We start from the raw sequence: 17,953 nt of genomic DNA on the forward strand, positions 1-17,953 counted from the left end.
CACTGGGATGACACCAGCTTAGCCATGGCAGACATTTCTTTTCGGCTATAACAAGGGATCATCTTTGATCAGCTATCATCACCATCAGCAGCTTCTTTATTCGCATCTTGCTCTGCCTCTTGTTGCTCAGACTTCTGATTTTGCAATTTTACTTGCCTTAGCTCATTTGCATCTGTTTCGGATTTCACGACGTATATAGTAATTGGTACTACTACTTCACTATGTAATTCTACGTTTACTTGGTATTCACCCAAGTTTTTGATGCTTACTCCACCAAAAGATAAACTACGGTGGTCTATCACATGTCCTTCTTGTAGTAAAATTTTCGCAATTTCACGTGTTGTTACAGAACCAAAAATTTTACCATCCTCTGAAGCTTGCTTTATCAATACCACAAACTTATCATGTAGTGACAATGCAAGCTCTTTTGCTACATTTAATCTTTTTATATTCTCTTCTTCCAGTAATAAACGTTGCTCCTCTAGCTTTGTTAAATTTTCCTTGGTAGCTTTCACCGCTTTTCTTTGTGGAAAAAGAAAATTACGTGCATAACCTGGTTTAACTTTGACAACTTCACCAAGCTTACCTAAAGTCCTTATATTTTCCTTTAAAATTATCAACATAAATTACCTAAACTTTTTTAGTACAGTAAGGAATAAGAGCTAAAAAACGTGCCCTTATGATCGCTAAGCGTAACTTCCTTTGTTTTTTTGCACATACGCCTGTTAATCTTCTAGGTAATATCCTACCATAGTCAGAGGTAAACTTGGATAATAAATCTATATTCTTATAATCTATGTCTTCATCTTTAGACGCAGCAAGAGGGCAAACTTTAGAACGCCTAAAGCCAGTCCTATTATTTACAGATACGTAAGAATTATTAAAACTATTTCGTCTTTTCATCATTATGCGCTTTGCTCCTCAATTTGTTTATTCATCATATGAGATTTACCTTCAAAAATTTTATCAACCTGCACAGGAAAGTGGCGAATAACGTTCTCATTAAGTTTCATTCTACGCATAAATTCATCCAGAATGCTTGCAGTAGAACTTATGCACATTATACAATAATGACCGCTCTTCATTTTATTTTTGTGATATGCAAAATCCAAAAGACCCCAATGTTCATACTTGATTAATCCTGATGCTTCAATGTTTTTCAAAAGCATTTCCAACGCTTTGCTCGATTGAGTTGGACCGTTTATTCTAAAATCTTTCAAAATATCTTGAAAAATCTTTATTAGATGTTCTGAAATATTTCTCTTCAAAGCATTTACTGCGTTATGGATAAACGCACTTTTAGTACTGCCTCCTAGAAATTTTGTAAAATCTTGCGTTATTCCTAAATCTTTTAGGTCATCTTTCAACTCTTTATCGATTTTTGACTTCACTTCTTTCAAATTTGAAAGATCTTCTTCCAATTCAACCCATAAAATTTTTGTAAGATCTTCCAAGAAATCAGAGTAAGCAACTAGACCTTCTTTAATGTTTTCAGCACGCACTTCTAACTCTTGTGTTGTAAGCTTGTCATTTCCTTTTTTCAGAATATCCCTGATTTGCTGGAACATAACATCTGCTTTAATATTTTTCAATGAAACAGCTAGCTCTTGGACCATTTCCTCTACTTCTTGCTGTAATAATCCTTGTTGTGTTATAAAAGTAAATTCATAAAGATTCACTATATCTTCCTTTAATACCGATTAAATATTTCATTATATAAAGCTTTTTTATATAAGCAAGTTATTTGTGTTAATTTCTACGCCTTTAATCCAGCTTAAGTTAGATATTTCATACATAACTTGAGGAGCAATTGAGTACGCACCTGGTAATAAGATGCTCACTTTATGTTTTTCGAGAAGAAGTCTTAGCATTATTTTGGTTCTGCCTTCATCTTTCAATATTGCGTTTAATTCCATAGCGGCTTTTTGCGAATCCGTGCACTCAGTGGTGAGAACTAATTCTTTTATTGTAGAAGCGATTCTTTTTGTAAACTCAGATATATCCTTGCCTGCTAATCTTGTCGTATTTTCCGAAGCTTCAAGATCAATTATCACAAATGTTCCTGGTGAAAATAAATCTCTTTTTTCTTCTATTATTTCATTATTATAGAATGCTATTTCAGAAACGTTATGGGGATCGGAAAGTGTGAGGATAACAAACCTTCCACGCTCTGAAGTTCTCATACGTGCATTTAATATTACCCCAGCAGTTTTTGCTGTTCTATTTTCTCCGATAAACCCAATATTTAACTTTTCCAGAAGAATTCTAAATTTTTCAAGTGGATGATTAGTTAAATAAAATCCTAGTGAAAATAACTCATGCTCTAATTTTTTCTCTTCATCAAAATCTTCCACATTCTCAAGTTTCGGTTTGAGGACATCAAGGCTACCAAACAAAGCAGCTTGACTTGATTCTCTATCCTGTTTGTTTTTATTTGCAAAGTAAATCAGCGTGTCCATTGACTCATATAGCTGCTTTCTGTTCTTATGCACGCTATCGAATGCTCCGGATTTAATCAGGCTTTCTAGCGCTCTCTTATTTATTATATGACCTGAATTTTGAATGAATTCCCATATGTCCTTACAAGCGCTTGAACGTACGTTCACTATTCCTTCCGCTATAGAAAAACCAACATTCCTCAAGGCAGCAATACCATAACGTATGCGTTCGTTCTCTATTGAGAATTCAGCTTTAGATTTGTTTATATCAGGTGGAAGAACGGTAACGCCACTAAACTTTGCTGCATGATAAAATAAATTCAGTTTATCTCTATCATCAATATTCAGATTCATTAGTGCTGTAAAAAATTCTAATGGATAATTAGCTTTAAGGTAAGCCGTTTGATAAGATATAACCGCATATGCTGCAGCATGAGATTTATTGAACCCATAACCAGCAAATTTTGCAACAAGGTCAAAGATATAACTTGCCCTGTCATAATCAACGCCATTTTTTGTTGCCCCTTGGACAAAAAGTTCACGTTGTTTATCCATCTCTTCCTTGATTTTCTTACCCATGGCACGTCTCAGCAGATCTGCTTCCGCTAAGCTATACCCGGAAAGAATACGGGCTATTTCCATCACTTGTTCTTGGTAAATTATTACCCCAAATGTCTCTTTTAATACTTCCTCAAGTAACGGATGAATATAATCTGGCTTTTCAAGTCCATGTTTTCTTGCAACATAAGTTGGAATGTTATCCATAGGTCCTGGACGATAAAGGGAAATTAAAGCGATAATATCTTCAATGCAGTCCGGTTTTAGTTTAATTAAAGCTTCTCTCATTCCCGAACTTTCAAGCTGAAACACTCCAATTGAATCACCGCTTGAGAGTATCTCATAGGTTTTTTGGTCATTTAAAGGAACTGAAGAAATATCAATCTTTTTTCCATCACGATTAATTAAACGACATACATGATCTATTAGCGTTAGCGTACCAAGCCCAAGAAAATCAAATTTTATTAGCCCAGCTTTCTCCACATATTTCATGCTGTATTGAGTGATTGGCAGAGCCGAATTTGGATCGTAGTACACAGGAACAAAATTTTCCAACTTTTGATCACATATTACAATTCCAGCAGCATGGGTTGAAACGTGACGATATATTCCTTCAAGCTTAAGAGATATATCAAGAAGCTTTGCAATTACCTCATCACTATCCCGCTCTTTCTGCAGGTTTTGATCAAACTCTATCGCTTGTGATAAAGTTACAGGATTTACTGGATTAAATGGAACCATTTTAGATATTTTATCCACTTGAGAGTAAGGCATTTGCAATACTCTACCAACATCACGCAATACTGCCCTTGCTTGCAATTTTCCAAAAGTGATTATTTGAGCAACATAACCGTACTTTTTCTGAACATAATCAATAACCAGGTCCCTTTTCTCTTGGCAGAAATCGATATCAAAGTCAGGCATCGATACACGATCAGGATTCAAAAATCTTTCAAATATTAGGCCAAACTTTATTGGATCAAGGTCTGTAATCTGCAAGCCCCAAGCAACAATTGATCCAGCACCAGAGCCTCTTCCTGGACCAACTGGAATGCCATTTGCTTTGCTCCAACGGATAAAGTCAGAAACTATTAGAAAATACCCGGAATAATTCATTGAAGTTATTACGCTTAGTTCGTAATTTAGCCGATCGTAGTATTGTTTAAGGTCTATGTCTGTCTCATTCGTAATGCGGAATTCTAATCCCGCAACTGCCTGCTCCCTCAGTTCTTCATTCTCAGTTTTATTTTCTCTACAAGGAAATTTAGGCAGAATAGGCTGCCTGCTTCTTGGCATGTAAGAGCACCGCTTAGCTATTACTAAAGTGTTATGAATTGCTTCAGGAATATCACTGAACAGCTCCTCCATTTCTGCCACAGATTTGAAATAATGCTCAGAGGTTAGCTTTTTCCTGTTATTTTCGAGAGCATAACTACCCTCTGATATACACGTTAATATATCATAAGCTTCATAGTCAGATCTATTTGTAAAGAATACATCATTTGTTGCAACCAGTGGTATATTGTGCTGATAAGCAAAATCTATTAAAGTTTCTTCAAGCTCTAGCTCCTTGCTCAGCCCATGACGCTGCAATTCAACATATAAATGACCATTAAATGCTGAAAGCAGTTTTTCAACCGTTTCTTTATCTTGCCCCAACAATAGTTGAGCCAAACATCCACCGGTTAAAGCGATCAGACCCGTACTTAAATTCAATAGCTCATCAAAATCAACGTAAGGAATATCGCTGTTATTCTTGCGCTTTCTAAAAGACTCACTCACCAAAGTGACTAAATTAGTGTACCCTTGCTCATTTTTTGCAAGCAATAATATAGGTAAATTTTGTTCTGAATGTTTAACTATAATATTGCATCCTATTATTAGCTGTATTCCCCTACTTGCCGCATATTCTGCAAACTCAAGTGAACCAAATAAATTACCTGAATCAGTAATTGCAACCGCTGGCATTTTATTTCGCAAACAAAGGCCGATCAGCTCCTCAATTTTAACCGAGCTTTCAAGCAGCGAATAAACACTATGAACACGTAAGTGTATGAACATAAGAAACTTTAGATCAACAAAAAAGGATAACATTAATTTACTCATGAGAACATAATTTTCATGAGAACAAAAGCCTATAAAATTCTAAAATTAAAATACAAAAACTTACTTGACAAACTCCACCAGCGCCCTTATCATGATAGTGAAGCTATTGTATTTGCTTTCGCCAATCTGCAGATTAAAAGGTAAGGATTACTTAATGTATCGGCGTCTTATGTTCAATTTTTTGCAGTATATAGATACTGTATGTCTTTACAAAACTTCATCTACATCTAGATTTTTATCTAAATAAGCTGAACGCGCTTATAAAGCGTTACAAGACATCAAAAAATGCCAATACTCGACAGAGATAGTAAAAGACTAGCTAACTCGGGGATTCTTTGTCTTTTTTTCTGCTTAGTAAATTTCTTAAACATTTGCAGCGTAAGTTAGTTGCAATTAAAAGCGGCTGAATCTCGCTTGTCAAGCGTTTAAAACATAAAAAACGCCAATATTTTAAAGCGGATAATAACCACGGGGCTTCTTTTGCCTTTTTTTTTATTTGGTAAATTTCTTAATGTTTATGGCTAAACGACAACCGTCATCCCGCTGCTTGTTAGCGGGATCTCTTGTTAGCGGCTGAGATACCGCGAATGAATCGCGGTATGACGGTTCGTGGCGGCGTGACGATAAGCTCGTCATCCCGCTACGTGTTAGCGGGATCTATGTTAAGGGATACCGCGAATGAATCGCGGTATGACGTAGGGATTGCATTAGCTATAATTCTTTAGTTTTCACTTTTCTTTTAACCTTGCAATGATATTTTCTTTGCCGATAAAAATTAATAGTTTAGCGAGCTCTGGTCCTGTTTCTGTTCCTGTTAAAGCTGAACGCAACTGCGTAAATAGGTTTTTTGCCTTTATATCCACTGTTTGTCGAATAGTTTTGACCCATTCTGACAACGTGTTTTCATTACAATCACCTTGGGGCAATGCATTGAACGCAATTTTTATAAGCTCCTTATCAAGAATCACAGGCTCTATATCAGATTTGCATATTTTCCACCACTTGGCCACCTCAGAAAACCTTTCTATATTGTTCCTTATAAAATACCAAAACTCTGAGGAGTCCACTCCAATTTGATTTAAACGGTCTTGCACCATTTCAAATGGCATTTGTTGCAGAACTTTGCTATTTAGCTTATATATTTCACTCAAGCTGAATTGTACAGATGCTGAGCTAAATTTTTTAATATTAAATGAATCAATCAAAGATTGCATACAGGCACAAGCTTCAATTGGATTGGATGTTCCGAGCTTCACTAAATAACTAACTAGTGCCATCGGTTCAATTTCATCTTCTTTTATAGATTTGATATCTAGCACGCCGGCTCGCTTGGATATCTTGCTATCATCAAAATGTAGCAGAGAAAGGTGAGCAAATGTAGGGATTTTCGCTTTTAATGCTTTAATCATTTGGAGCTGAACTGCGGTATTAGTTACATGATCTTCCCCGCGTACAACATGGGTTACATTAAAGTCAACATCATCAATAACAGAAGGTAACATGTATGTGTAAATTCCATCTTCTCTTTTTACCACAGGGTCACTTATGCTACTGGTTGCAATATTTATTTCACCTTTAACTTCATCATTCCATTTAACAACCTCATTTCTATCCAACTTAAATCTAAAATGTGGTCTTCTTCCTTCTTGCTCATAACTAATTTTCTCTTGCTCAGTTAGAAGTAACGCGCTTCTGTCATATACAGGGGGAAGTCCTTGTTTTAACTGCAATTTTCGTTTAATGTCTAACTCTTCTCTTGTTTCATAGCATGCATAAATATGCCCTTCTTTTATTAACTGCAAAAACACCTCATTGTAACGCTCAAAGCGCTCTGATTGCTTGAAACTTGCATCCCAATTGATACCAATCCATTTCAAATCTTGTATGATATCATTTATATATTTGACATCTGAACGCTGAAGGTCAGTATCATCAAAACGGAGTAAAAATTTTCCATTTTGATTGCGTGTGTACATCCAACAAACCAAGGCAGTTCGTACGTTTCCTACGTGGAGGTAGCCAGTTGGGCTTGGAGCGAATCTTGTTAGCATTTAAACAGCAATATTGTTTACTCTAATTTATTTTAATTTTATATAAATATATGGCTAAAGCAAGTGAAATCTGCTAATACAATTGAGCGAGAGAAGAATAAGTATGGCTATAGCATTGTGGCACCTTTGATATTTGATGGATTAAGACCATATGATAAATTCAAGAAAATTCACAGCTTGACGACAAAGGCTAATGTAGCATTATATTGGTATCATGACTAACTTAGAAAAGATGAGAGAAAAACTGCAAGATCAAATAAATTATCATAATGTTTTGTATCACCAAAAAAATAAGCCAGAAATAAGTGATGCTGAATATGATGAACTGAAGAAAAAGTTAGCTGAAATAGAGCCAGAAATTTATGCAACACAAGATAGTGTTGGTGCTCCACCTGATGAGAGGTTTTCTAAGGTGGAACATCAAGAACCTATGCTTTCTCTTGAGAATGCTTATGATGAACAAGGTGTAGAGAAATTTTTGTCTAAAATAAAGAGGTTTTTAATTGAGGACAAAATAGAGATATTATGTGAGCCAAAAATTGATGGGTTGTCGTTTTCTGCAATTTATGAGGATGGAAGATTTGTTAAAGCTGCAACTCGAGGTGATGGTTTTGTAGGGGAAGATGTCACTCACAATGTTGCAACAATAAAAGGCTTTCCTAAGTTTTTGCAAGGTGTGCAAGGAAGACTAGAAGTAAGAGGTGAAATATACATCGGTAACAGCGACTTTTTAAAGTTAAATGAAAACGATGAATTTGCCAATCCTCGAAATGCAGCCGCTGGTTCTCTGAAGCAATTGGATGCAAACATTACAGCAAGTAGACCACTTAGATATTTTGCTTATTCTTTAATTGGTGGAGCAGAGAAAAGTCAAAGTGAGGTACTAAATAAGCTTGAGGCACTTGGTTTTTGCGTAAATGAGCATCAGTCCTTAACGAGTAGTTTAGATGGAATGCTGAAGTTCTATAACGAGGTCTATAACTGTCGCTATAACTTGGATTATGATATTGATGGAATAGTCTATAAAGTAAATGATTTGGTACTACAAAATCGTCTAGGGAATACTCACAAAGCACCGCGCTCAGCACTTGCATACAAGTTTTCTGCGGTTTATGCAAAAACAAAGTTAAATAAGATATTTATACAGGTGGGCAGAACAGGGGTTTTAACTCCAGTTGCAGATTTAGTGCCAGTCAATATTGGTGGGGTGCTAGTTAGTAGAGCAAGTCTGCATAACCAAGATGAGATAAAACGTAAAGACATAAGAGAGGGAGATATTGTAACAATCAAAAGAGCAGGTGATGTAATTCCCCAGATCGTTGAAGTAAGCAGAGATTCTCGTCTTCCAAATACACCTGAATTTGTGTTTCCTGAAGTATGCCCTGAATGTGGTAGTAAAGTACGTCAGGTTGAGGGAGAGGCGGCAGTAAGATGTCCTGAGGAATTTGCCTGTAAAGCTCAAATAATAGAAAAACTAAAGCATTTTGTATCGAAAGATGCATTTGACATTGTTGGCCTTGGTGATAAGCAGATAGAGTTTTTTTACGACCTTGGTCTGATAAAACAAATCCATGATATTTTTACTTTAGAAGAAAAATTGGATGAATTTAATCTGGAAGGACAGTCTGGCTGGGGCGAGAAATCTATAGCTAATTTGTTAAATTCTATACAAAGCAGAAGGGTAATAACTCTAGATAGGTTTATATTTTCTTTAGGTATTAGATTTATTGGTCAAGTTGCAGCAGAATTGCTTGCAGATTATTATGTTTCTTATAATAACTGGTATAATTCGATGATTGAACTGTCATCAGATAATACTGAGCTAGTCAGTATAGACGGCATAGGAAAAAAAGTGGCTGAATCTTTGGAATCATTTTTTTCTAAGGAACATAACATCAAAATGTTAAATGATCTTACTGCTTGTCTTCAAATTCTTCCTGTGAGCTCCAACTCTAGTAACTCTGTTTTAAATAATAAAATTATAGTGTTTACTGGTAAGCTACTTGCTGTGAGTAGAGGAGAGGCAAAAGTAAGAGCCAAAACTCTGGGAGCAAAGGTCAGCTCACATCTTTCTGCTAAAACTGACTACCTAATTGCAGGAGAAAAACCAGGATCCAAATATAAAAAGGCAGTGGAATTAGGTGTAGAAATTTTAGATGAAGACCAGTGGCATAAAGTGATAAGTTTGGGAGTGTTCAAATGAAACTTGGATTGTATATTAAATCAAAGTTGCAAGACTATTTAGAGAGTAGCCAATTCTTTCCATCCAAGAATCATTTTATTGACTTGCCTCAATTTTTCAACAGAAGGCAAGTCTTCTGTGCTGAGCGGTAGGCGGACAGTTTGATGTTCTATAAGACCAATATCATGCAAAAGTGCTTTAGTAGGTATTGGGTTGCTGGCAGTAAATAACGCTTCGCAAGCCTGTTGCCAGATATCTGCCTGAGGGTTCCTGCCATTGAGGCACTTCTTAACATATTCATGTGCTACATATGGCCAAACATTGGAAGCAACGGAAACCAGGCCAGCCGCACCATAAGCGGCCATATCGGATATCATATTATCATCTCCACAAAAGACCTCAATATTTGGTGCAACTTTCTTATACTGAGCTAAAGTATCAACAGTGCTACTTGAATCTTTGATAGCCCAAAATTTTTCGTGACTAGATAAGTTGCGTACAGTTTCAGCGTGAAGATTTATTCCTGCTCTTGATGGAATATTGTAAAACATAACCGGCACATGTGCTTTCTCAAGCAGCTTTTCAAACCATAAAGTCTGCCCCATAATTCCGGGCTTTGCATAAATGGGAGTTGTCATTAGATAGCCATGAATAGGCATACCCTTGCAAAAATCAAGCCATTCAAGAGTCTGATATAGATTCACTCCTGGTACGCCAATTATAATTTTCGTATTTAATTTTAGCTTACATACGAATTCAACTAATGTACGCTTTTCAGAATCAGTAAGCGATAGGCTCTCACCTGTGCTACCCAGCAACACTACGCCATTTTCAGCTTTAACTTGCATTGTCAGTAAACGCTGCAAACTGCTATAATCTATACTATCTCCATTGCAATTAAAAGGAGTAACACAAGCAGTCCATAAAAATGTAGATTTCAATTTAAATTGTTAAAATGGTATTTCATCGTCGAGTAGTTCATCTTTTATATCGTTGTCAAAACTTTCGTGTTTATCTTTTTGTTCTGTTTCACCTTGTTTGTATTCACTTGGCTTGTAATCAGAATTTGGCGCACTATTTCGTGAATCCAAGAGAGTAAGAGCGCTATTAAAATTATATAGAACCACCTCTGTTGTGTATCTTTCACCACCGTTTTGGTCAGTCCATTTTCTAGTTCTCAAAGAACCTTCAACATAAACTTTACTACCTTTGCGTGCAAAATCTTTGACGATTTTTACTAATCCTTCACTAAAAATTACGATATTATGCCACTCTGTCTTTTCAGAGCGCATACCGGAAAGTTTGTCAGTCCAACTTTCAGACGTGGCTATTGAAAAACTTGCCATTTCTTTTCCATTTTGTGTAGTCCTAATTTCAGGATCTTTTCCTAAATTACCAACTAGTATGACTTTGTTTATGGTACCACCAGACATAATTATGCTCTAAATAAATCCTTTTATTATCTTATGTGAAAATACTATTGTCAAATTTAATTAAAAGTGCGCTTGGAGGGATTCGAACCCACGGCCTTTGCCTCCGGAGGGCAACGCTCTATCCAACTGAGCTACAAGCGCATATATATTTAAGTTATTTAATAGATAAGCCATCCAAGTCAAATTTTTGTTTTGGATAAAGCGTAAACATAATACTCCCATATCCAAAATATACATTTTGAGAATCATTCGCATGCTTTTTTATTGCTTTTTGATCTACGGTCCATACAAAAGTTACATAATTTTCAGTGACTGAGTGCACTTTTAAATCCTTAGTATTTATAAACAGTTTTCCATTTACCCATATTTTCCATGTATCGGGAGAAAGATATAAAATTGAGTCTAAACTCACTACCTTACAGTTGAAATTATCTGATACCTCCTCTTTTACAGCTCTTGAAGATCGTAAATTGAACTTTTCCATTTCATTGACCATTCTATTAACTGGCTCTTCATCAAAAAAAATGCTTTTTACGTTACTATATTGTGACAAAACGTCAAAGTCACTTTCCACTGCTTCTCTTATTATATCGTCCCGATCTGTATAGCTTAGTTTTTGATTGTTGATAAAGAAACACTCTTTTGCACGCAAATTTGCTATATCAATAAAATCGTCGATTTCTTGATTGCCAACTTTAAGAATACTTTCAAAATATCTTTTTTCTATCATCATTCCATACTGAGAATGATGACAAACCATTTCATCATTACCTTGTTTTTCTATATATACGCATAAATTTCCACTATTTAATCCTAATATTTTATGCTCAATAAAATCTTCATTGCCAATATATTGTCGGCAAGAATACTCCTTACAAATTTCTATGCTTTCTATGATATCTTCACAACTGCAATATGCATTAACATTGGAAATGAGTAGCGTAAAAATAAAAAACAGCTTTATGTTCATCACCTTATCTACTTAATATAGTATACCAATCAAAGACTATATTAGCTCTCACTATCTCTATCATATTACCATTCAAAATCTGATTCATAGTTGCAGCATCAATATTTCTCTGCTTATTTAAAATAAGAGATTTGATCATAACATAACCGGGCAGATTTGGAATAGACTGTAGAAATAAAAAAATATGCTTATCGCTGATTGAGCTTAAATTTAGGACCACTTCACTTTTTATTACTTTTGTGCGTTCACTTTTGTTGTGGAGCTCAACTTCTTCGGGTATAGAAATTGATATTTCAGGTTCTAATATATAGTGCTTTTTATATAACTTGCTAAGCTCGAAATTTAAATTTGCAATGTATCTGCTACTATGTAAATTTGAAGAAGAAATTTTTTTCCATAAATCTAGGTTTTTATTTAGAACAACTTCCTTTTTTTGAATTCCAGTAATCTGTAAATTAATAGAACGTATTTTATCAATCGCAATTTGGTTTTTATTATAAATCTTTTCGTTATAGATAACAACATATGTTAATAACCCTATTAATCCAACAGATAATAACAAATACGATATAAACTGAATTGTAGCTTTTCTTTTTAATTGAGAGATAGTCATTAATCTACATTGCCTCTCCTATTTCAACATCAATAGATAGATTTTGCTCTTTAGCAGCAGGTAAGCTAGAAATATTAATGTCATAGGTACGAAAATTATCGTTTAAATTTTTTCGTAGTTTCTCGTATTGATGAGAAATATTTTTACCGGATTGAAAATTAAACTTTAAAGTTGTGGTAATATAACTTTTTGCCTCATTATAATTCCATTCAAATGATCGAAGCTCTATACCTGGTATTTTTAACTTTTCTACATACTTAACTTGTGTAAGAGGAGAGTATTCTATTTTTGATAAAATATTATTGATATTAATAAAATCATAAATTTCATCTATTTTTTTTACATTATAGCTTTGGCTAAGTTTTGTTAATTGGTTATTTAAGGTGTCCTGCTTTGCTGATAAATTATCAGCGACATTGAAATTTGAATACAAATTTAGCAAACAAAGGGTGTTTGTTATAACTAAAACCAGGGCGAAGTATAGAAAAATTCGAGGAGAGTTTAAATAAAGGTAATTGAATAGATAAAATTCTTTAGTTTCCTTTGTATTAAAAATAGCTGCTAATTTATTCTTAAAGCTATGAAACAAAATTATGGTATCGCAAAAGTTATCTTTTTCACTTATAGCTAGTTCTGCTCCTAATAGTTTGCCTAACTCATATGGAGTTAATATGTTCACACTGTTCTCTGAAAAATTTATGACTGATAAACTAGCTTTGATATCTTCTGACACTATGATACAAAGGTCGATAGGGTTATTTTTTTCAAACCCAAACTTAGTTAAGGATCGAATAGTATCTTGCACTTCCTGATATATTCCACCAGCGATAATTCCTGGTAAATTATCATTAGTAAATGATGTTAAGCGCGTAAATACCATTTTATTCTCTTTAAGAACCACTTGTCTATAGCCTCCCGTTTTAGTTGCAGCAACTATAATTTTCCAATTATTAGGATCTTTATGTAGAATCTTTTTTGTTATATTACTTATTTCTATAGGAAACATTAATATTCCCTTAAAGTTGGAGCCTATCTCAATAAACACATTCAACCAATATTCTACTAAATGCTTTGCTTTTGATGAAACAAGAAGATAGCACCAGTTTTGATTGAATTTGTTTGGCTTCTCAACCAAAAAAACTGAACTTATGTCATTATTACGAGAAAAATGCTCCATCTTTGTTTTTGCTGATAGATAGGCACTAATCTTGTTTGCCCTTGTAATAAACTGTAGCGAGTAATTTTGATCTGCATGATTAAGCACCAGGTATAAAGGTGCTTTTTTATCTGACGAAAGACATGAAATTAAATCGGAAACTGCTTTATCGTTTTTGCCCTTAACAAAATACCTTTTATTTAAAGTATTATTTTTAAAATATAGTAACATTATGCCTTCTTCTCCAATAGAAAGCATAAACTTACTTTTGGATTTTGAACTAAACATATTAACAAAGCATATACTTATCTAGAATTAAAAAGGCAATTTATTGAAATTCATTAAACGTTAGAGGGAAATATTGTTATAAATTTTCGCAGCAACATTATTTATATTATAATTTTTTTTATAAAATTACCACTAATATTAAGTTATTTAGATAACAAATTAAGAAAATTCATTAAGACGAATTTGTTGTTTTTCAAATTGTAGGTAAACCTAAGCCACTTTGGCTATATCTGCCGATTGACTTTAATTAATAAGAGTTATTAATCTATTTACTATTCTTGTAATATTATTTCTAATGGTAAAGAAATATATATTTTTCTGGAACAGTTGTTATTTCAGATACAGAATTTATTGTAAGTATAGCTCTTTTTACAATAATCCGAACAGACCGTAATATGCTACTGGCCTGCTATAGCCATAAACACATATCTTATCGCATTCGGACTATTATAAGAAAGGCTATAAACTAACCATTTGCTGAAGAGCGCTCATCTTCTGTGGTACTTGATGATGGAGCAACTAATTTGCTCAAAATCTCATCTTTTGGTCCCATAGCGTAAATGACACCATCTGACATGAGGATCACCTTATCAACTACGGACAATAACGGTAGCTTGTGAGTGATGATAACAGTAGTAGTATTTTGTTTTCTTGCAATGCCAATTGCATTAATTAAGCATGCCTCTCCATTGCTATCTAAGTTAGCGTTTGGTTCATCAAGTACTAAAAGTTTTGTGTGACCATAAAAAGCTCTGGCAAGTCCAAGAAGCTGTTTTTGGCCGCCAGAGAGCGTTACTCCTCCAGGACCTCCTATTGTTGTATCATATCCATTTGGTAAGCTTAGTATTAGTTCATGTATTCCTGCAATTTTTGCTGCTTTGATTATTTCTTCAGGATTTGGATCTGGCCTCATGCGAGCAATATTAGCTTTGACACTAGTGTTAAATAACTCAATATCCTGAGGTAAGTAGCCAACATAATTACCAAAATTTTCTCGATTCCAAGTATATACATCAGCGCCATCTAGTCTGACTACACCAGATATTGGCTTCCATACACCAACAGTTAATTTTGCGATAGTGGATTTACCAGAAGCACTTGCACCAATAACACCAACTACATCTCCAGGATCTATAATGAATGATATTCCTTTTACTGTCGGCTTATTGCTTCCATAAGGAGTAAAAAATACTCTATCAAATTCCAATTTTCCTTCAGGTTCTGGTAGAGCCATCGTTTGCTCTCTTTTTGGCGATGTTAATATAAGTCTTTGTAGCCTTCCATATGACATTCTAGCCTGATTTAAAAACTTCCAAGTATGAACCGCAGCATCAAATGGTGCTAATACTCTACCCATTAAAATTGAAGCAGCGATGATGCTACCGGCAGTCTTATGAGCTGTGATTGCAAGTAATGCACCTGTTCCAATCACTGATATTTGCAGAGTTGAGCGCAAAAATTTAGTGATTCCAGTAATTACATTAGAGCGATTTTGTGCTTTAATTTGCATTGCTCGGTTCTGATCATTTCGTTTACACCAATCAGAGACTATGAATTCTGACATGCCCATAGCTTCAACCACTTCTGCATTTCTTGTTGCAACATCTATAGCATTGATATTCCGTATAGTTTCTTCGTTGGTTTCTTGTAATATTCGTTTAGTGGCAAGTTCATTCCATATTGCCATAGAGACTAATATAATAATTCCAGTAATAGCTATAAACCCCGTGGAGGTATGTATCATGAAAATCACAACAAGGTAAATTAACGACCATGGAGTATCAAACAGTGAGAATATACCATTTCCTGTAATGAAATTTTTTATCACTCCGAGATCTCGTATTGCTTCACCACTTGAAGTTGAGCTCTGCACTGACGTTAGCCTGATTGACCTTACTATCAGATCTGGTGTTGCAGTTTTATCGATCCAATCACCTATTTTTGCCATGGCTAAATATCGACAAGTTTCAAGCATTGCAGAACATGCAAATGCAGATAAAGTGATAATTGTCAGCATAGTTAGTGTTGATACACTTTCGCTCGATATCACCCGATCAAGCACTTGAGAGGTATAAAGTGGTAGGAATAACATTAATAAATTGATTCCCGCACTAAACCAAAAGATAAACCAAAATGCACTTTTGCATTTTTCTAGGCAAACATATAGAGTACTTTGCTTCAATTCTTTTTTTATTGATGGCGTAATTTCCACAATCTTCCTCTTAATTTGATTACATGCACCATATACAATTTTTATTACAAAAATATTAATAACGGTAGTTAGCTTACTTTAAGTGAGTAAAATATTAATATATGTGAATAGGAAATATAAACAATGGTAAAAAGAAGTATAGTTAATATTTCCTTCATTGCCTATAGCGAAGCTACGTCATACCGCGATTCATTCCATAGCTGTACGAACATTCATTTTTGAAGGTAAACTGCACAGCAAATGGTGTCATGAAAGTAGCTGACACTGGGATGGCTTTGTTGCATCGCTACTTATGAAAGGCTAACTATAATTAGGATTATAAGCAACTTATTGAAAATCTTGTTTTTTTGCAATCAATCTGATCAAATTTAAGAATAGTAATTTGTTATTTATATTAATAAATTTAATTCTATTGAAAATAGCTAAAGCATTGAAATTCTTGAATTTTAGCCAGATTAGTGAGTGGTAGTGAAATTTCTTTTACTCAAATTTAGGTATTCACTGACCGTTCTTGTTATAAATACCAGAATAATAAGCTACTGATATTCTCCACCTTTTTTATCTTTAATCCATCATAGCTAGCGATGCAACAAAGCCCACCGATTCATTCTACTGCAACGCAGAAAATTCGTACAATTGTGCATAATGTGGGGCTTCTGGCTACATTTTTCTATTGAACTCACCTTTTCTCTATGTGACAGATTTCGTATTAAATTTTAAATTTAATGCGCCTAGATATACAAGCATTCCTAGCAAAACCATAGGTATAGAAAGCAACTGCCCCATAGTTAAATCAAGCCACAAATAGCCAATTTGATAGTCTGGTTCGCGAAAAAACTCAACGAAAAAACGTGCTATTCCATACCACATAACTGCAATACCAGTTAACGCACCGTGATACAGTCTTATTCTAGTTAAGAAAAACAGTGAATTTGCAACTGCAAAAAGTAGCAGTCCTTCAAAAAGTGCCTCATAAAGCTGGCTTGGATGATGCAGCAAATTATCACCACTCTCTGGAAATACCATACCCCATGGCATAGTTGTAACTCTGCCAAATAACTCTCCGTTTATAAAATTGCCTATGCGACCTAAAAATAAACCTATGGGAACTCCGCAAGAAACTAGGTCCAGTGCATAAAATATAGGAATGTTATGTCTTCTGCAGGAGATTATTACTGCAAGCAAAACTCCTATAGCACCGCCATGAAATGACATCCCTCCTTCCCAGGTCTTCAATATCTCGATAGGGTTGCTTATATAAAGAACTGGATCATATATCAATACGTAGCCAAGTCTACCTCCAAGGATAATACCTATAATAGTGGCTGTTAATAACGAATCGTAAAAATTCTTAGTAAATATTTTTTGGTCATCTAGCCTATGTAAATACCAATATGCAAACACTATACCCAAAACGTAGGCTAAGGAATACCAATATATAGAAACAGGACCGATGCTGAAAATTACTGGATTTAAAGACATATTTTGCTATAAATTATTTTTAGACAATCTACTTTTTTCACGATCCCACTCTCTCTGTTTTATGGTTGCTCTCTTATCGTAGAGTTTTTTTCCTTTTACAATGGCAATTTTAGTTTTTGCAAATCCTTTATCGTTAAAATAGACCGAAAGCGGCACAACAGTTATCCCAGCAGTCTTGATTTGACCAATTAGTTTATTTATCTCCTTTTTATGCAAGAGTAATTTACGTTCCCTTTTTGGTTTATGATTTTTGCGGTTCGCAGCTTTATATTCTGCAATATGCATATTGTGCAGCCATACTTCGCTATTCTTTTCAACAACGTAGGCGTCGGAAATATTTACTTTTCTTTCTCTTAGCGATTTAACTTCACTGCTTAATAAGACCATACCCGCTTCAAATTCTTCTAAGATGAAATATTCAAACCTTGCTTTCCTATTTTCTGCAATAACTTCCATATCTAAAG

At 34.6% G+C, this 17,953-nt stretch carries 15 protein-coding genes and 1 tRNA gene; 2 read left to right on the forward strand and 14 right to left on the reverse strand.

Going from position 1 to position 17,953, the window contains the following annotated elements; translation table 11 throughout:
• Window positions 1-68: 68 nt before the first annotated feature.
• The 5 genes from rplI to gltX all read right to left on the reverse strand — a co-directional run bounded on the left by rplI (window position 69) and on the right by gltX (window position 7,153).
• Window positions 69-623 (reverse strand): 50S ribosomal protein L9, encoded by a 555-nt coding sequence (gene rplI / locus ABWU40_RS05175; RefSeq protein WP_141457004.1) that lies wholly within the window; start codon window positions 621-623, stop codon window positions 69-71.
• Window positions 624-630: 7 nt separating this feature from the next.
• The gene (gene rpsR / locus ABWU40_RS05180; protein WP_007548890.1) at window positions 631-906 is read right to left on the reverse strand and encodes a 30S ribosomal protein S18; all 276 of its coding nucleotides are present in this window, start codon (window positions 904-906) and stop codon (window positions 631-633) included.
• On the reverse strand, window positions 906-1,679 hold the full coding sequence (locus ABWU40_RS05185) for a 30S ribosomal protein S6 (RefSeq protein ID WP_065094495.1): 774 nt from the start codon (window positions 1,677-1,679) through the stop codon (window positions 906-908). Before ABWU40_RS05185 ends, rpsR begins: the two co-directional genes overlap by 1 nt.
• Window positions 1,680-1,727: 48 nt before the next feature.
• Window positions 1,728-5,057 (reverse strand): DNA polymerase III subunit alpha, encoded by a 3,330-nt coding sequence (dnaE, locus tag ABWU40_RS05190; protein WP_015589199.1) that lies wholly within the window; start codon window positions 5,055-5,057, stop codon window positions 1,728-1,730.
• A 773-nt stretch (window positions 5,058-5,830) separates the two neighbouring features.
• A complete protein-coding gene (gltX, locus tag ABWU40_RS05195) occupies window positions 5,831-7,153 on the reverse strand; it encodes a glutamate--tRNA ligase (protein ID WP_015589198.1) in 1,323 nt (440 codons plus the stop codon).
• A gap of 63 nt (window positions 7,154-7,216) precedes the next feature.
• Between gltX and ABWU40_RS05200 the strand changes: the two genes are divergently transcribed.
• Together ABWU40_RS05200 and ligA are read left to right on the forward strand one after the other, a co-directional pair.
• A complete protein-coding gene (locus tag ABWU40_RS05200; RefSeq protein WP_353279155.1) occupies window positions 7,217-7,375 on the forward strand; it encodes a hypothetical protein in 159 nt (52 codons plus the stop codon).
• Window positions 7,368-9,356, forward strand: a complete 1,989-nt coding sequence (gene ligA, locus ABWU40_RS05205; protein WP_353279156.1) for an NAD-dependent DNA ligase LigA — start codon at window positions 7,368-7,370, stop codon at window positions 9,354-9,356. Before ABWU40_RS05200 ends, ligA begins: the two co-directional genes overlap by 8 nt.
• A 38-nt stretch (window positions 9,357-9,394) precedes the next feature.
• Here ligA and dapA read toward each other — a convergent pair whose 3' ends face one another.
• The 9 genes from dapA to smpB form a co-directional block, all read right to left on the reverse strand.
• A complete protein-coding gene (gene dapA / locus ABWU40_RS05210; protein WP_015589196.1) occupies window positions 9,395-10,276 on the reverse strand; it encodes a 4-hydroxy-tetrahydrodipicolinate synthase in 882 nt (293 codons plus the stop codon).
• 9 nt (window positions 10,277-10,285) lie between these two features.
• Window positions 10,286-10,768 (reverse strand): single-stranded DNA-binding protein, encoded by a 483-nt coding sequence (gene ssb, locus ABWU40_RS05215; protein WP_010082448.1) that lies wholly within the window; start codon window positions 10,766-10,768, stop codon window positions 10,286-10,288.
• Window positions 10,769-10,835: 67 nt separating this feature from the next.
• A tRNA-Arg gene (locus ABWU40_RS05220) sits at window positions 10,836-10,909 on the reverse strand.
• Between the two features lie 13 nt (window positions 10,910-10,922).
• Window positions 10,923-11,738: a hypothetical protein gene (locus ABWU40_RS05225; RefSeq protein WP_065094808.1), complete on the reverse strand. Its 816-nt coding sequence runs from the start codon at window positions 11,736-11,738 to the stop codon at window positions 10,923-10,925.
• 4 nt (window positions 11,739-11,742) lie between these two features.
• Window positions 11,743-12,351 carry a hypothetical protein gene (locus ABWU40_RS05230; protein WP_015589194.1) on the reverse strand — a complete coding sequence of 203 codons (609 nt, stop codon included), beginning with the start codon at window positions 12,349-12,351 and terminating at the stop codon, window positions 11,743-11,745.
• A gap of 4 nt (window positions 12,352-12,355) precedes the next feature.
• Entirely contained in the window at window positions 12,356-13,795 is a 1,440-nt protein-coding gene (locus ABWU40_RS05235) for a hypothetical protein (RefSeq protein ID WP_353279157.1), read from the reverse strand.
• A gap of 466 nt (window positions 13,796-14,261) precedes the next feature.
• Window positions 14,262-16,007, reverse strand: a complete 1,746-nt coding sequence (locus ABWU40_RS05240) for a type I secretion system permease/ATPase (protein WP_015589192.1) — start codon at window positions 16,005-16,007, stop codon at window positions 14,262-14,264.
• A gap of 690 nt (window positions 16,008-16,697) precedes the next feature.
• On the reverse strand, window positions 16,698-17,489 hold the full coding sequence (gene lgt, locus ABWU40_RS05245) for a prolipoprotein diacylglyceryl transferase (RefSeq protein WP_015589191.1): 792 nt from the start codon (window positions 17,487-17,489) through the stop codon (window positions 16,698-16,700).
• 6 nt (window positions 17,490-17,495) lie between these two features.
• A complete protein-coding gene (smpB, locus tag ABWU40_RS05250; protein WP_007548863.1) occupies window positions 17,496-17,945 on the reverse strand; it encodes an SsrA-binding protein SmpB in 450 nt (149 codons plus the stop codon).
• Between the last annotated feature and the right edge of the window lie 8 nt (window positions 17,946-17,953).

Source organism: Wolbachia endosymbiont (group A) of Cydia amplana (assembly GCF_964028495.1).
Taxonomy (GTDB): Bacteria; Pseudomonadota; Alphaproteobacteria; order Rickettsiales; family Anaplasmataceae; genus Wolbachia; species Wolbachia pipientis.

Excerpts from the sequence above, each read along its gene's own strand:
- rplI (WP_141457004.1), bottom strand. The coding sequence starts at position 623 with ATGTTGATAATTTTAAAGGAAAATATAAGGACTTTAGGTAAGCTTGGT.
- rpsR (WP_007548890.1), bottom strand. The coding sequence starts at position 906 with ATGATGAAAAGACGAAATAGTTTTAATAATTCTTACGTATCTGTAAAT.
- dnaE (WP_015589199.1), bottom strand. The coding sequence starts at position 5,057 with ATGTTCATACACTTACGTGTTCATAGTGTTTATTCGCTGCTTGAAAGC.
- gltX (WP_015589198.1), bottom strand. The coding sequence starts at position 7,153 with ATGCTAACAAGATTCGCTCCAAGCCCAACTGGCTACCTCCACGTAGGA.
- ligA (WP_353279156.1), top strand. The coding sequence starts at position 7,368 with ATGACTAACTTAGAAAAGATGAGAGAAAAACTGCAAGATCAAATAAAT.
- ssb (WP_010082448.1), bottom strand. The coding sequence starts at position 10,768 with ATGTCTGGTGGTACCATAAACAAAGTCATACTAGTTGGTAATTTAGGA.
- ABWU40_RS05225 (WP_065094808.1), bottom strand. The coding sequence starts at position 11,738 with ATGAACATAAAGCTGTTTTTTATTTTTACGCTACTCATTTCCAATGTT.
- ABWU40_RS05230 (WP_015589194.1), bottom strand. The coding sequence starts at position 12,351 with ATGACTATCTCTCAATTAAAAAGAAAAGCTACAATTCAGTTTATATCG.
- ABWU40_RS05235 (WP_353279157.1), bottom strand. The coding sequence starts at position 13,795 with ATGTTTAGTTCAAAATCCAAAAGTAAGTTTATGCTTTCTATTGGAGAA.
- lgt (WP_015589191.1), bottom strand. The coding sequence starts at position 17,489 with ATGTCTTTAAATCCAGTAATTTTCAGCATCGGTCCTGTTTCTATATAT.
- smpB (WP_007548863.1), bottom strand. The coding sequence starts at position 17,945 with ATGGAAGTTATTGCAGAAAATAGGAAAGCAAGGTTTGAATATTTCATC.